At 64.7% G+C, this 14060-nt stretch carries 22 protein-coding genes; all 22 read left to right on the forward strand.

Annotated elements, in window-relative coordinates:
* Positions 1–446 precede the first annotated feature (446 nt).
* The 22 genes from AC1AYR_RS09665 (at position 447) to rplO (ending at position 13565) form a co-directional block, all read left to right on the forward strand.
* Positions 447–1241, forward strand: coding sequence for a YwiC-like family protein (locus AC1AYR_RS09665; RefSeq protein WP_476512459.1), 795 nt, complete (start codon positions 447–449; stop codon positions 1239–1241).
* Positions 1242–3954: 2713 nt separating this feature from the next.
* Complete coding sequence (gene rpsJ / locus AC1AYR_RS09670; protein ID WP_003827292.1) at positions 3955–4263, forward strand: 30S ribosomal protein S10; 309 nt, start codon at positions 3955–3957, stop codon at positions 4261–4263.
* A 17-nt stretch (positions 4264–4280) separates the two neighbouring features.
* Positions 4281–4931 carry a 50S ribosomal protein L3 gene (rplC, locus tag AC1AYR_RS09675; RefSeq protein WP_034527320.1) on the forward strand — a complete coding sequence of 217 codons (651 nt, stop codon included), beginning with the start codon at positions 4281–4283 and terminating at the stop codon, positions 4929–4931.
* A 6-nt stretch (positions 4932–4937) separates the two neighbouring features.
* The gene (gene rplD, locus AC1AYR_RS09680; RefSeq protein ID WP_476512460.1) at positions 4938–5594 is read left to right on the forward strand and encodes a 50S ribosomal protein L4; all 657 of its coding nucleotides are present in this window, start codon (positions 4938–4940) and stop codon (positions 5592–5594) included.
* Between the two features lie 5 nt (positions 5595–5599).
* The gene (gene rplW, locus AC1AYR_RS09685; protein WP_476512461.1) at positions 5600–5896 is read left to right on the forward strand and encodes a 50S ribosomal protein L23; all 297 of its coding nucleotides are present in this window, start codon (positions 5600–5602) and stop codon (positions 5894–5896) included.
* 36 nt (positions 5897–5932) lie between these two features.
* Positions 5933–6763 carry a 50S ribosomal protein L2 gene (rplB, locus tag AC1AYR_RS09690; RefSeq protein WP_476512462.1) on the forward strand — a complete coding sequence of 277 codons (831 nt, stop codon included), beginning with the start codon at positions 5933–5935 and terminating at the stop codon, positions 6761–6763.
* A 15-nt stretch (positions 6764–6778) separates the two neighbouring features.
* Entirely contained in the window at positions 6779–7057 is a 279-nt protein-coding gene (gene rpsS / locus AC1AYR_RS09695; RefSeq protein ID WP_003814508.1) for a 30S ribosomal protein S19, read from the forward strand.
* 15 nt (positions 7058–7072) lie between these two features.
* A complete protein-coding gene (gene rplV / locus AC1AYR_RS09700) occupies positions 7073–7432 on the forward strand; it encodes a 50S ribosomal protein L22 (RefSeq protein WP_476512463.1) in 360 nt (119 codons plus the stop codon).
* A 2-nt stretch (positions 7433–7434) separates the two neighbouring features.
* The gene (gene rpsC, locus AC1AYR_RS09705) at positions 7435–8235 is read left to right on the forward strand and encodes a 30S ribosomal protein S3 (protein ID WP_034527300.1); all 801 of its coding nucleotides are present in this window, start codon (positions 7435–7437) and stop codon (positions 8233–8235) included.
* A gap of 6 nt (positions 8236–8241) precedes the next feature.
* Positions 8242–8661, forward strand: coding sequence for a 50S ribosomal protein L16 (rplP, locus tag AC1AYR_RS09710; RefSeq protein WP_476512464.1), 420 nt, complete (start codon positions 8242–8244; stop codon positions 8659–8661).
* Between the two features lies 1 nt (position 8662).
* Complete coding sequence (gene rpmC / locus AC1AYR_RS09715; protein WP_034527294.1) at positions 8663–8911, forward strand: 50S ribosomal protein L29; 249 nt, start codon at positions 8663–8665, stop codon at positions 8909–8911.
* A 2-nt stretch (positions 8912–8913) separates the two neighbouring features.
* Positions 8914–9183 (forward strand): 30S ribosomal protein S17, encoded by a 270-nt coding sequence (gene rpsQ / locus AC1AYR_RS09720; RefSeq protein WP_476512465.1) that lies wholly within the window; start codon positions 8914–8916, stop codon positions 9181–9183.
* 113 nt (positions 9184–9296) lie between these two features.
* Complete coding sequence (gene rplN, locus AC1AYR_RS09725) at positions 9297–9665, forward strand: 50S ribosomal protein L14 (protein ID WP_034527288.1); 369 nt, start codon at positions 9297–9299, stop codon at positions 9663–9665.
* Position 9666: 1 nt separating this feature from the next.
* Complete coding sequence (gene rplX, locus AC1AYR_RS09730; RefSeq protein ID WP_476512466.1) at positions 9667–10002, forward strand: 50S ribosomal protein L24; 336 nt, start codon at positions 9667–9669, stop codon at positions 10000–10002.
* Positions 9999–10574 carry a 50S ribosomal protein L5 gene (gene rplE / locus AC1AYR_RS09735; protein WP_476512467.1) on the forward strand — a complete coding sequence of 192 codons (576 nt, stop codon included), beginning with the start codon at positions 9999–10001 and terminating at the stop codon, positions 10572–10574. Before rplX ends, rplE begins: the two co-directional genes overlap by 4 nt.
* 1 nt (position 10575) lies before the next feature.
* Positions 10576–10761, forward strand: coding sequence for a type Z 30S ribosomal protein S14 (locus AC1AYR_RS09740; protein ID WP_003814530.1), 186 nt, complete (start codon positions 10576–10578; stop codon positions 10759–10761).
* Between the two features lie 91 nt (positions 10762–10852).
* Positions 10853–11251, forward strand: a complete 399-nt coding sequence (gene rpsH, locus AC1AYR_RS09745) for a 30S ribosomal protein S8 (protein ID WP_034527281.1) — start codon at positions 10853–10855, stop codon at positions 11249–11251.
* A 17-nt stretch (positions 11252–11268) separates the two neighbouring features.
* Positions 11269–11808: a 50S ribosomal protein L6 gene (gene rplF, locus AC1AYR_RS09750; protein ID WP_476512468.1), complete on the forward strand. Its 540-nt coding sequence runs from the start codon at positions 11269–11271 to the stop codon at positions 11806–11808.
* Between the two features lies 1 nt (position 11809).
* Positions 11810–12181 carry a 50S ribosomal protein L18 gene (gene rplR / locus AC1AYR_RS09755; RefSeq protein ID WP_476512469.1) on the forward strand — a complete coding sequence of 124 codons (372 nt, stop codon included), beginning with the start codon at positions 11810–11812 and terminating at the stop codon, positions 12179–12181.
* Complete coding sequence (gene rpsE, locus AC1AYR_RS09760; RefSeq protein ID WP_476512470.1) at positions 12178–12924, forward strand: 30S ribosomal protein S5; 747 nt, start codon at positions 12178–12180, stop codon at positions 12922–12924. Before rplR ends, rpsE begins: the two co-directional genes overlap by 4 nt.
* Before the next feature lie 3 nt (positions 12925–12927).
* Positions 12928–13110 (forward strand): 50S ribosomal protein L30, encoded by a 183-nt coding sequence (gene rpmD / locus AC1AYR_RS09765; protein WP_034527270.1) that lies wholly within the window; start codon positions 12928–12930, stop codon positions 13108–13110.
* A gap of 2 nt (positions 13111–13112) precedes the next feature.
* Positions 13113–13565, forward strand: coding sequence for a 50S ribosomal protein L15 (rplO, locus tag AC1AYR_RS09770; protein ID WP_476512471.1), 453 nt, complete (start codon positions 13113–13115; stop codon positions 13563–13565).
* Positions 13566–14060: the final 495 nt, after the last annotated feature.

Below are 14060 nucleotides of genomic sequence, written 5' to 3' on the forward strand. Positions count from 1 at the left end.
AGCGTCAAACGGACGAAAACGATGGTGATATTCGCCCATGTGACGCTGTAGATTCCGGAATTCGGGGGTTTGAACCGGGGGTTGCTCGTGTGGATGGGGTTGGTCGTGGGGATGAATCGGATGTGGGGATGGGGCGGACATGGGAATGGAATGGCCGTGAGGGAGAGCGGCCGTGGGGGAGAGCGGCCGTGGGGGAGAGCGGCCGTGGGGAGAGCGGCCGTGGGGGAGATCGGCCGACGACGGATGTGGGATCGGGGTTGTTCCTTTACTCTGGTCGTATGCATGATGTGGCCAGGCCCGTGAATGATTCTTCCGGCAATCCCGTGAGTCCCCGTCTGACGAGTCCCCGTCCGACGAATCCACGTCCGACGAATCCACGTCCGACGAATCCGACGAATCCGGTGAATCCGGCGAGTCCCCATCCGACGAGTCCCCGTCCGACCCGCGTGAGGGATTGGATTCCCGACCAGCCCGGGGCGTGGGTGATGGCGCTCGCGCCCGCGTTGGCCGGTCTCATGGTCGGCGGGGCCAGCCTGGCTTCCATCTGGCTGATCGCGCTGTGGGCGTTGTGCTATTGCGTGCAGTTCGCCGCCGCGCGATGGCTTAAATCCCGGTTTGCCCATCGGTATCTGCGCCCGATGGTCGGCTATGGGGTGATTCTGACCATGTGCGGCGTGCCATTCGTCGTATGGCATCCGCGCGTATTGATGTGGGCTCCTTTATATATGGTGTTGGCCGCACTGTCGTTCCTCGCCGCATGGCTGCGGCGCGAACGCACATTGTGGGGCAATGCGGTGGCCATCGCGGCATCGTCGTTCATGGCCGCGGTGGTCGCATCGTTCGGCTCGCGCGGTCCGTCGCACGTCGTGCCGCCGCCCGCGGCCGGACTGACGGTCGCGGCGGCGTTCGCGGTCACACAGTTCGGTTCGGTGTTGTTCGTCAAGACGATGATCCGCGAGCGGGGGAGCCGCACCTACCTCGTCGCGTCGCTCGTCTGGCATGCGGCGCTGCTCGCGGGCGTCACATGGTGGGGTGTTGCGTTCCTGACATCCGGCGGTGCCGATGCGCGATGGCGGATGCCGATGCGGTATATGGTGGTGGAGCTCGCCGCTCTCTGGCTGCTCGCACGCGCCGTCACGTTGCCGTGGATCGGATCGCGGCGACGACTGAAGCCGGTCGTCGTCGGCATGGTCGAGATGATCTCCAGCCTGCTCGTGTTCATCGCGGTGGTCGTGCAGTGAGCAACGCGTACCTCGTCGCTCCGGCGGGGGCCGTCGGCTGGCTCCTCGTCACCCAGCCGGGGGTGTCGGCTGGCTCCTCGTTACCCGGCCGTGGCCGTCGGCTGGCTCCTCGTTACCCGGCCGGTGCCGTCGGCTGGTGATTCGCTCGCGGTGCAGTCCGATCAGGTCTGGCCCCCGCCAGCGGGGAGGTGACGTGCACGAGCCGCTCCTCGTTTCTTCCCTCCTGCTGGCGCGAGATGGCGCGTAGCGCCGGAGGGCGGTCGCGGATGGATGTGGTGTGGCAGCGGTCCGTGCGGTTGTGATTCGTATCTTCCTCCCGCTGGCGGGAGGTGGCGCGCAGCGCCGGAGGGTGGTCGGCGATCGTGTATCGCCGTCATGCCCAGCCGATACCGGTGGCGTCGTTGATGCCCGCCTCCATCCGGCTCACGCCGGGAGCCCCCGCCGGCGGGGGCAAAGGCCGTACCGCGTGAGCACGGATCCCTTGAGGGCCCGGGAGCCCCAGCCGGCGGGGCAAGGGGATTGGCGGCATGCCAGCCCCTCCCACCGGAGGGAGGTGACGCGCACGAACCGCTCCTCGTTTCTTCCCTCCCGCTGGCGGGAGGTGGCGTGTAGCGCCGGAGGGTGGTCGCGCCCCGGCGGGACGATATGCGCCGATATCCGCCCCGGCGTCACAAATCCCGGAGAACAACGGTCTCGTCCGTAATCCGGGACACCGAATCTTTCCCAGCGTCTTTCCCAGCGTCCCGGATTCGGGAGGACAACGGCGTCGTCCGGGATTCCCGGCGCTGGGCCGCACTTAGCCGCACTTAGCGTCCCGGATTACGGAGATGAGCGGCTTCATCCGTAATCCGGGATGCTGAGCCGCTCCCAGCGTCCCGGATTACGGAAACGGGCGCCTTCGTCCGTAATCCGGGATGCTGAAGCCTCTCCCAGCATCCCGGATTACGGACGATAGGGCCATTCTCCCGAATCCGGGACTCCTGGCGGCCCCCGGCCGTCCCGGATTCCGGACGAGGCCGTTCGCTTCCGGGATTCGTGACGCCGGGAACGGCCGCCTGGAGCGATGCGGCGGCCGGCTCCGGGCCAAGGGGCGTTCTCGGGCTCCACCCGCTGCGCCGACCCACGCCCCGGGGCGCTCCGCAACATTGTGCGGGGAGCGTGTATGCGGGGAGCGTGTCGTGGAACCATGACGCCCCACGCACGCCGCACCGGTCCGCACCGCGGGGTGCGGCGGTGCTCCACGACATTGTGCGGGGAGCGCTGTGGCACCGTGATACTCCGATCGTCGCACCGGTCCATGCCATGGAGCAGTCGCGGGGATGGCGGTACGCCACAACATCGTGCAGGGATCATGTTGTTGCATGACGGTGCTCCATGACGGCATGTGGGAATCGTGCTGTGGGGAGGGCGGTGCTCCACAACGGCATATGGGGATCGTGTTGTGGAGCGGCGGCGTGCCACAACACGGTTGCGGGAGGCGATTCGCGGGAGTTGTGGCGCGATTTGAGGGGTCGTCTGCTCCACGACTCGCGGTGGGAACGATACCGGCGGCTGTTGTGGAGCGGGGCCGCTCCACAACGGGGACAGGAACGGGGATTGCGGGGAGTTGTGGCGCACTTTACGGGCCGGGAACGCCGAAAACAGGGGTTTGTACAGGGGTCGCGGCGGTATGCCGCTCCACAACAGGCTCTCCGGCACGTGTTGTGGAGCAGCCCCGGCCGGGACACGGGGCACAGGGTGCCACGCGCCGCGCGCGTTCGCCACACGCACACTGAAAACGAACCGGGGCCCATGACCAAACCTACCGGCCCACGCCTGGAACGACCGGCCCAGCGGCGACGGACGCACCGGATTCCGACTCGCGACCACCCTCCGGCGCTACGCGCCACCTCCCGCCGGCGGGAGGAGAGGTAAGAGGGGTGCGGCCGCATGATCCGGCGTCGCGGCACCTCCGGTTCGTGACCACCCTCCGGCACCACGGCACCTCCGGCCCGCGGCCGCTCTCCGGCGCTGATTGCCACCTCCCGCCAGCGGGAGGGAATAAGAGAGCTGCGGCCGCATGGTCCGGCATCACGGCACCTCCGGCACTGTGCACACACACCCCGCCCGTGACCACCCTCCGGCGCTGTGCGCCACCTCCCGCCAGCGGGAGGAAGATGCGGACCAAGGATACGAGGTATTCGGTATCCTCGGCCACCTCCCGCCAGCGGGAGGAAGATGAAAATCACAACCGCGCGAAGCCATGCACACCATAATCGAAGAATCCCAAAACTGCGCACCACCCGGCCCATGGCCACCCTTCGGCGCTGCGTGCCACCTCCCGCCAGCGGGAGGGGAATAGGAGACTCATGCCTCATGTGCGCCACCTCCCACCGGCGGGCGGTGGATTGTTCTTGGCGGGCTGCTGTCGGGGACTGCCGGGCCTGCCGGCGGGGCAAGAAACCGGGGATTGGGGCGGCGACACGCCGCACTCGTTTATCCTGCACTTAGTCCAAGGCCGGTGATTAGATACTCAAGTTGCCTGATTTGGGCTCGCACATTGGAAATAACAAAGCGAGCACGGACCAGCGGGTCGCTCAAGCGATTCGTGGTGCCGTGCACTGATGTCGGATGACCGCCAGAGGACGTATGTCCAAGGGAGGCCATGCGCGCCGGTGCCCTGAAGAAGCAGGCTGGAAACCAGTACACGAATCGCTAGAAAGGGCGGACGGCAATGGCGGGACAGAAAATCCGCATCAGGCTTAAGTCCTATGACCACGAGGTCATCGACCAATCGGCGAAGAAGATCGTCGAAACGGTGACGAACGCGGGCGCAACTGTTGTTGGCCCCGTTCCGCTGCCGACCGAGAAGAACGTTTTCTGTGTTATCCGTTCTCCTCATAAGTACAAGGATTCTCGCGAGCACTTCGAGATGCGCACGCACAAGCGCCTTATCGACATCGTGGACCCGACCCCGAAGGCCGTGGATTCCCTGATGCACATCGATCTGCCTGCGGACGTCAACATCGAGATCAAGCTGTAAGGGAGGAGGGAACCGCTATGTCGCAACATAAGGATCGCAAGGCGCTGCTGGGCAAGAAGCTCGGCATGTCGCAGGTGTGGGACGAGAACGGCTTCTTCGTGCCCGTCACGCTGGTGGACGTCTCCACCAACGTCGTCACCGCCATCAAGACCCCGGAGACCGACGGCTACACCGCCGTCCAGCTCGGCTACGGCCAGATCGACCCGACGAAGGTCACCAAGCCGCTCGCCGGCCACTTCGCCAAGGCCGGTGTGACCCCGCGCCGTCACCTCGTCGAGGTGCGCGAGGACAACGCCACCGAGTACGAGGTGGGCCAGGAGCTCAACGCCGACGTCTTCGCCGAGGGTGCTGAGGTCGACGTGACCGGCACCACCAAGGGCAAGGGCTTCGCCGGCACCATCAAGCGTTGGGGCTTCAAGTCCTACCGCCGTACCCACGGCTCCCACAAGAACGAGCGTCGCCCCGGTTCCGTCGGCGCGTGCGCGACTCCGAGCCGTATTCTCAAGGGCAAGCGCATGGCTGGCCGCATGGGTCATGTGACCTCCACCGTGCAGAACCTGACCGTCGTCTCCGCGGATGTCGAGAACGGCATCCTCGCCATCAAGGGCGCCATCCCGGGCCCGAAGGGCGGCATCGTTCTCGTTCGTTCTGCAGTGAAGGGAGCCTGATAAATCATGGCAAACGTTACTCTGAACGTCACTGATCCCCAGGGCCAGGTCTCCGGCACCGTCGAGGCTCCGGCTGAGATCTTCGGCTTCTCCGCCGAAGAGGTCGCCGCCCGCGTCCCGCTGATCCATCAGGTCGTCCTCGCGCAGCTCGCCGCCCGTCGTGCCGGCACCCACGCGACCAAGACCCGCGCCAACGTCTCCGGCGGCGGCAGGAAGCCGTGGAAGCAGAAGGGCACCGGTCGTGCTCGTCAGGGCTCCATCCGCGCCCCGCAGTGGTACCACGGTGGTGTCGTGTTCGGCCCGCAGCCGCGCGACTACTCCCAGCGCACCCCCAAGAAGATGAAGGCCGCCGCCCTCAAGTACGTGCTCTCTGACCGCGCCAACGCCGGCCGTATCGCCGTCGTCGACTTCGGCATCGGTGAGACCCCGTCCACCAAGGCTGCCATCGCCGCTCTCAACCCGGTCATCGGCGAGAAGTTCGCGACCATCGCGTTCACTCGTGACCAGATCAACGAGTGGGTTTCCGTGCGCAACCTTCCGTATGTTCACCCGATCTTCGTTGATCAGCTCAACACGTACGACGTGGTGACCTCGCAGTACGTCGTCTTCACCAAGGAGGCCCTCGACGCCTTCGTGGCGGCGAAGACCAAGAAGGAGGCCTGATTTTCATGGTCGCTATTCACAAGCCGGCTCACGACATCATCATCAAGCCTGTCGTGTCCGAGAAGAGCTACGCCGCCTCCGACCGTGGCCAGTACACCTTCGTGGTGGCCCCGGACGCGAACAAGGTGCAGATCAAGCAGGCTATCGAACAGATCTTCAATGTCAAGGTGACGAAGGTTAACACCCTCAACCGTGAGGGCAAGCGCACTCGCACCCGCACCGGTTACGGTCGTCGCGTCGCTCAGAAGCGTGCGATCGTCTCCGTCGCCGAGGGCCAGACCATCGACATCTTCGGTAACTGAAGGTTAGCCGAGAAAAGTTAAAGGAAGAACTACATTATGGCTATCCGCGTTTACAAGCCGACGAGCGCCGGCCGCCGCAACGCCTCTGTCTCGGACTTCTCCGAGATCACGCGTTCCACGCCTGAGAAGTCGCTCGTTCGTCCGCTCTCCAAGACCGGCGGTCGTAACTCCTACGGCCGTATCACGTCCCGCCACCGCGGCGGCGGCCACAAGCGCCAGTACCGTCTCATCGACTTCCGTCGCTGGGACAAGGACGGCGTGCCGGCCAAGGTAGCTCACATCGAGTACGACCCGAACCGCTCCGCCCGCATCGCCCTCCTGCACTACGCCGACGGCGAGAAGCGCTACATCATCGCGCCGAAGGGCATCAAGCAGGGCGACGTCATCGAGACCGGTGCCCAGGCCGATATCAAGCCGGGCAACAACCTGCCGCTGAAGAACATCCCGACCGGTACGGTCATCCACGCCATCGAGCTCAAGCCGCTCGGCGGCGCCAAGATCGCCCGTTCCGCCGGTACCTCCGTCCAGCTCGTCGCCAAGGATGGCGCCTACGCCCAGCTGCGTATGCCGTCCGGCGAGATCCGCAACGTCGACGCCCGCTGCCGCGCGACCGTCGGCGAGGTCGGCAACGAGGACCACGCCAACATTCAGCTTGGTAAGGCCGGTCGTGCCCGTTGGATGGGCAAGCGCCCGATCACCCGTGGTGAGTCCATGAACCCGGTCGACCACCCGCACGGCGGTCGTACCCGCGGTGGTAAGCCGCCGGTCTCCCCGTGGGGCAAGGGCGAGGTTCGTACCCGTCGTCCGAAGAAGGCTTCGAACAAGATGATTGTTCGTCGTCGTCCGTCCGGCAAGAACCGCAAGTAAGGAAGATTCGAAGAGATGACTCGTAGCATCAAGAAGGGCCCCTTCGTCGACGCCCACTTGCAGAAGAAGGTCGACGAGCAGAACGAGAAGGGCACCAAGAACGTCATCAAGACGTGGTCCCGCCGTTCGATGATCACCCCTGATTTCATCGGACACACGTTCGCTGTCCACGATGGTCGCAAGCACGTCCCGGTGTTCGTCACCGAGGCCATGGTCGGCCACAAGCTGGGTGAGTTCGCCCCCACGAAGACCTTCAAGGGTCACGTGAAGGACGACAAGAAGGCCCGCCGCTAAAGGAGAGAATGACTTATGGAAGCTAAAGCAATTGCCCGTCACGTCCGCGTGACGCCGCGCAAGGCTCGTCGCATGGTCAACCTCATCCGAGGCAAGCAGGCGACCGAAGCCCTCACCATCCTCAAGTTCGCTCCGCAGGATGCGTCCGTCCCGGTTCGCAAGGTCCTCGAGAGCGCCATCGCCAACGCGCGCGTCAAGGCCGACAAGGCCGGCGAGCCGTTCCGTGAGAACGACCTGGTCGTCAAGGCGACCTACGTGGACGAGGGCGTGACGCTCAAGCGTTTCCGCGCTCGTGCCCAGGGCCGTGCCGCTCGTATCAACAAGCGCACCTCCCACATCACGGTCGTCGTCGCCAACAAGGAAGGAAACCGCTAAAGATGGGTCAGAAGATCAATCCCTTTGGCTACCGCCTGGGCGTCACCGAAAACCACCGTTCCAAGTGGTTCTCCGATTCCAACAAGGCCGGCGAGCGCTACAGCGACTTCGTCCTTGAGGATGACAAGATCCGCAAGGAGATGAACAAGGACCTCGAGCGCGCCGGCGTGAGCAAGATCGTCATCGAGCGCACCCGCGACCGCGTCCGCGTCGACATCCACACCGCCCGTCCGGGCATCGTGATCGGTCGTCGTGGCGCCGAGGCCGAGAAGGTCCGCGCCAAGCTCGAGAAGCTGACCGGCAAGCAGGTCCAGCTCAACATCTTCGAGGTCAAGAACGCCGCGCTGGACGCCCAGCTCGTCGCTCAGGGCATCGCGGAGCAGCTGACCAACCGCGTCACCTTCCGCCGCGCGATGCGCAAGGCCCAGCAGGACGCCATGCGCGCCGGTGCCAAGGGTATCCGCATCAAGCTCTCCGGCCGTCTCGGCGGTGCGGAAATGAGCCGTTCCGAGTTCTACCGCGAGGGTCGCGTCCCGCTGCAGACCCTCCGCGCCCTGATCGACTACGGCTTCTTCGAGGCCAAGACGACCTACGGCCGCATCGGCGTCAAGGTCTGGATCTACAAGGGCGACATGACCGAACGCGAGTTCGAAGAGCAGCAGGCCCAGCAGAACAACCGTCCCGGCCGTCGCGGCGATCGCCGTCCGCGCCGTGGCAACCGCAACGCCGGTGCCGCCCGCAACGCTGAGGCCCCCAAGGCCGAGGCCGCCGCGGCCCCCGCTGCCACGGAAACGAAGGAGTGAGCAAGAATGCTTATCCCAAAGAGGACCAAGTACCGCAAGCAGCATCGTCCCGTCCGCTCCGGCATGTCCAAGGGCGGCAACGAGATCAACTTCGGTGATTTCGGCATCCAGGCGCTGGCCCCGGCCTACGTGACCAACCGCCAGATCGAGGCCGCGCGTATCGCCATGACCCGCTACATCAAGCGTGGTGGCCGCGTGTGGATCACGATCTTCCCGGATCGCCCGCTGACCAAGCACCCGCTCGGCGCCCGAATGGGTTCCGGTAAGGGTACGCCTGAGTTCTGGATCGCCAACATCCACCCCGGTCGCGTCATGTTCGAGATCGGTGGTGTGTCCGAGGACGTCGCCAAGGAAGCCCTGCGTCGTGCCATCGACAAGCTCCCCATGAAGTGCCGTGTGATTGCTCGTGAAGGCGGTGACATCTGATATGGCAGTCGGAACCGAAGAATACTCCATCAAGAATCTCAATGAGAAGACCAACGCGGAGATCGAGGGCTTCCTGAAGAAGTCCAAGGAAGAGCTGTTCAACCTGCGCTTCCAGTCCGCCACCGGTCAGCTCGAGAACACGGCCCGTCTCAAGGCCGTCAAGCACGACATCGCCCGCATGTACACCGTGCTGCGCGAGCGCGAGCTTGGCATCACCTCCGAGCCGGCCGACGAAGCTAAGGAGCAGTGAGCATGGCTGAAGAGCAGAAGGAACGCAACTTCCGCAAGGTCCGCCGCGGCTACGTCGTGTCCGATAAGATGGACAAGACGATCACCGTGGAGCTCGAGAACCGCAAGACCCACCCGCTGTACGGCAAGGTCGTTCGCACCACCAAGAAGGTCAAGGCCCATGACGAACACAACGAGGCGCACATTGGCGACCTCGTGAGTATCATGGAGACTCGTCCTCTGAGCAAGACCAAGCGTTGGCGTCTCGAGTCGATCATCGAGCGCGCCAAGTAAAAAAATAAGTTCGGCAAGGCTCGCCGTCCACCGGGCGCGGTTAGATAGATGTTCTGTGCGTCTATCCACCGCGCCCGGTGTGCGGGGAGAACCAGCTCGGCTAAGGAGAATCAATGATTCAGCAGGAAACGCGGCTTCATGTCGCCGACAACACGGGTGCCAAGGAAATCCTTGCCATCCGCGTGCTCGGTGGCTCGAAGCGACGCTATGCCGGCCTGGGCGACGTCATCGTCGCCTCGGTCAAGGACGCGATCCCTGGCGGATCGGTCAAGAAGGGTGACGTGGTCAAGGCCGTCGTCGTCCGTACCGTCAAGGAGCACCGTCGTGTCGACGGCTCCTACATCAAGTTCGACGAGAACGCCGCGGTGATTCTCGGCTCCGGCCGTGAACCCAAGGGCACTCGTATCTTCGGACCGATCGCCCGTGAGCTTCGCGACAAGAAGTTCATGCGCATCGTGTCCCTCGCCCCGGAGGTGATCTGACATGGTAGCCAAGATCAAGAGCGGCGACCAGGTGAAGGTCATCCGCGGCAAGGATCGCGGCAAGGAGGGCAAGGTCCTTCGTGTGCTGCCGAACGACCGTCTGATCGTCGAGGGCGTTCAGATCGTCAAGAAGCACGTCCGCGCCACCCAGCAGGGCCAGCAGTCCGGCATCGTCGCCGTCGAGGCGCCGATCCATCGCTCCAACGTGATGGTCATCGACCCGGAGACCGGCAAGCCGACCCGCGTGGGCGTCATCGTGAAGGAAGAGGCGCGTGACGGCAAGGTGAAGACCGTGCGCGTGCGCGTCGCCAAGAAGTCCGGAAAGGAGCTGGCATGACCGACACCACTACCGTCGAAGCGCCGGCCACCCCGCGCTTGAAGGTGCAGTACAACGAGCAGATCGTCCCTGAGCTCGAGAAGGAGTTCAAGTACTCCAACCCGATGCAGGTCGCTCGCGTCCAGAAGGTTGTCGTCTCCATGGGTGTCGGTGCCGCCGCTCGCGACTCCAAGCTCATCGAAGGCGCCGTCAAGGACCTCACCCTGATCACCGGCCAGAAGCCGAAGATCACCAAGGCCAAGAAGTCCGTCGCGCAGTTCCACCTGCGTGAAGGCCAGGCCATCGGCGCGTACGTCACCCTGCGTGGCGACCGCATGTGGGAGTTCCTCGATCGTCTGCTGACGATGGCCCTCCCGCGCATCCGCGACTTCCGTGGCATCAACGGCCACCAGTTCGACGGCCAGGGTAACTACAACTTCGGTCTCACCGAGCAGTCCATGTTCCACGAGATCGATCCGGATTCCATCGACCACCAGCGTGGTATGGACATCACCGTGGTGACCAGCACCAAGGACGACAAGGAAGCCTACGCGCTGCTCAAGCACCTCGGCTTCCCCTTCAAGGAGAACTGATATGGCAAAAACCGCTCTTAAGAACAAGGCGGCCGGCAAGCCGAAGTTCAAGGTGCGCGCCTACACGCGTTGCCAGGTCTGCGGTCGTCCCCATTCCGTGTACCGCAAGTTCGGCCTGTGCCGCATCTGCCTTCGCGAGAAGGCCCACCGCGGCGAGCTGCCCGGCGTTACGAAGTCCAGTTGGTAAACATCGACGCTGAAGGTCCGCGGCCGTAGCTCTCCTGGAGCCCCAGGGGAGCCGGCGGCGGAAACCACGGCGAGAAAGGGCATAAGCCCACATGACAATGACAGATCCGATCGCAGACATGCTCACGCGTCTGCGTAACGCGAGCGCGGCGAAGCACGAGACCGTGGATATGCCGTACTCCAAGTTCAAGAAGAACATCGCGGAGATCCTGAAGCGCGAAGGCTTCATCAAGGACTACACCGCCAAGGAAGCCAAGGTCGGTCAGACCCTTGAGGTCACCCTCAAGTACGGTCCGAACGGCGAGCGTTCCATCCAGGGCATCAAGCGCATCTCCAAGCCGGGCCTGCGTCGCTACGCGAAGTCCGACTCCCTGCCGATGCCGCTCGGTGGCCTCGGCATCGCGATCATCTCGACCTCGTCGGGACTGCTGACCCAGAAGGAATGCCTCGATCGAGGCATCGGCGGCGAGATCGTCGCCTACGTGTGGTGAGAAAGGAGAGCTGACACATGGCATCGCATATTGGTAAGCTCCCCATCGCCATCCCTGCTGGCGTTGAGGTCAAGATCGACGGTCAGCACTTCGAGGCCAAGGGCGCGAAGGGCACCGACTCCTACGACCTGCCGGAAGGCATCACCGCGGCCGTCGAGGGCAACGAGATCATCGTCACCCCGGCCGACGACCTGCGTCCGACTCGTGCCAAGCACGGTCTGGCCCGCTCCATCATGGCCGGCATGGTCAAGGGCGTGCACGATGGCTACTCCAAGACCCTGGAGATCGTCGGCACCGGTTACCGCGCCGTCGCCAAGGGCAAGGGCATCGAGTTCTTCCTCGGCTACTCCCACACGATCACCGTCAACCCGCCGGAAGGCATCACGCTCAAGGTGACCGACGCGACGCACGTCGTCGTCGAGGGCACCGACAAGCAGATGGTCGGTCAGGTGGCCGCCAACATCCGCAAGCTGCGCGCTCCGGAACCCTACAAGGGCAAGGGCATCAAGTATGCCGGCGAGCATATTCTGCGCAAGGCTGGAAAGGCTGGTAAGTGATATGAGCGTCACTATTTTCGGCAAGGGCAAGAAGGCCGCGCTCAAGCGTCGTCACGCCCGCATCCGCAAGCGTATCTCCGGTACCGCCGAGCGTCCGCGCCTGGTGGTCACCCGTTCCAACCGCCACATGGTCGCCCAGATCGTCGACGACACCAAGGGCATCACCCTGGTCTCCGCGTCTACCCTGACCGCCGACTTCGCCGGCTTCGAGGGCACCAAGGTCGAGGCCGCCAAGAAGGTCGGTGAGCTCGTGGCCGAAAGGGCCAAGGCCGCTGGCATCGAGGCCGTCGTGTTCGACCGTGGTGGTCACAAGTACACCGGCCGTGTCGCCGCCGTCGCCGATGGCGCCCGTGAGGGAGGTCTGGCACTGTGAGCGAAGAAATGAAGGAAACCCAAGTGGCTGAAGAAACTCAGAACACTCAGGCTGCTCCGGCTGACGAGAACAACGCCAACGACGAGCGTCGTGGTGGCCGCCGTGGCGGCCGTCGCGGCGAAGGCCGCCGCGGTGAGCGTCGCAACCGTCGCGAAGAGAACAAGGGCGATGAGCTCCTCGATCGCGTCGTGACCATCAACCGCGTGTCCAAGACCCACAAGGGTGGTCGTACGTTCAGCTTCGCCGCCCTCGTGGTGGTTGGCGACGGCAACGGCACCGTGGGCGTCGGCTACGGCAAGTCCCGTGAGGTCCCCGCGGCCATCGCCAAGGGCCAGCTGGATGCCAAGAAGCACATGTTCACCGTGCCGCGCGTTCGCGGCACCGTCACCCACCCGGTGATCGGTCACGACGCCGCGGGCACCGTCCTGCTGCGTCCGGCCGCCCCCGGTACCGGCGTTATCGCCGGTGGCCCGGTGCGCGCCGTCATGGAGTGCGCCGGCATCACCGACGTGCTGACCAAGTCCATGGGCTCCCCGACCGCGATCAACATGGTCCGTGCGACCGTCGCCGCCCTCAAGCAGCTTGAGGAGCCGGAGGAGATCGCCGCCCGTCGTGGTCTCGCCCTCAACGAGGTCGCCCCCGATGCCCTGCTGCGCGCCCGCGCCGCCGGCATCGCCGAGGCCCGCAAGGCCCGTGAAGAGGCTCAGGCCGCCAAGGCCGCCGAAGCGAAGGATGGTGAGTGATAGATGGCTAACCTGAAGATCACGCTCCACCACGGTCTCGTGAACCGCACGCCGAAGCAGCGTGCCGCCGCGAAGACCCTGGGTCTGAACAAGATCGGCAAGACCGTTGTCCGTCCGGACATCCCGGCCAACCGCGGTCTGGTGAACGTCGTTCGCCACCTGGTCACCGTCGAGGAGGTCGACTGATTATGGCAGACAACGAAATCCTGCAGATGCACGACCTGAAGCCGGCTCCGGGCGCCAACAAGGCGAAGACCCGCGTCGGCCGTGGTGAGGGCTCCAAGGGCAAGACCGCGGGCCGTGGCGCCAAGGGCCAGACCAAGCGCACCAACGTGCGTCCTGGCTTCGAAGGTGGCCAGCTCCCGCTGTACATGCGCCTGCCGAAGCTCCGTGGCTTCAAGAACCCGTTCAAGGTCGAGGCCCAGGTCGTCAACATCGCGCGTCTCGTCGAGCTCTTCCCGGAGGGTGGCGAAGTCTCCGCTGAGACCCTGGCCGCCAAGGGCGCCGTTCGCGGCAACGCCCCGGTGAAGATCCTCGGTGACGGCGACGTCAACGTGGCGTTCACGCTCAAGGGCGTGAAGGTCTCCGCTTCCGCCAAGGCCAAGATCGAGGCCGCCGGTGGCAGCATCGTCGAAGCCTGATTCGCGTTCCCGCGAGTCACTTCGGTGAGATAACTTCACACGCATGGCCCTCTCGCTCCTCGTGAGCGAGAGGGCCATGTCGTATATCTACCTCCCGCTGGCGGGAGGCGCCGATCAGGTTTCAGATGTGCTGCGGGGTGATCGTTACCCATTACCATGTTTGGTAGGCCTCGATGGTCGGGGCTGGGTCGCCGGTCCTGGTATGACTTTCCTGCCCTGTCGTTGATGATCCGGGGGGGTGTTGTCGCCGGGAGCGGGGGCGTCCGCAGACCGCTGATAGGAACCAGGCCGGCCGCATGGACGCGTCGGGGCGCATGGCGCAGGTCTTGTCGTAATGTGGGTGCGGCGCGGACGTCCGGACTCCATACCCCGGGGTCCACGGCGGCCAAGGCATCTCATGACGGGAGATACGACGATGAGTCCGGACGACATCGACGTGTGGGTCGGCCTGGACGTGGGCAAGAGCGCGCATCACGCGCACGCCCTCGACCATGA

It is taken from the genome of Bifidobacterium sp. LH_417 (genome assembly GCF_056357035.1).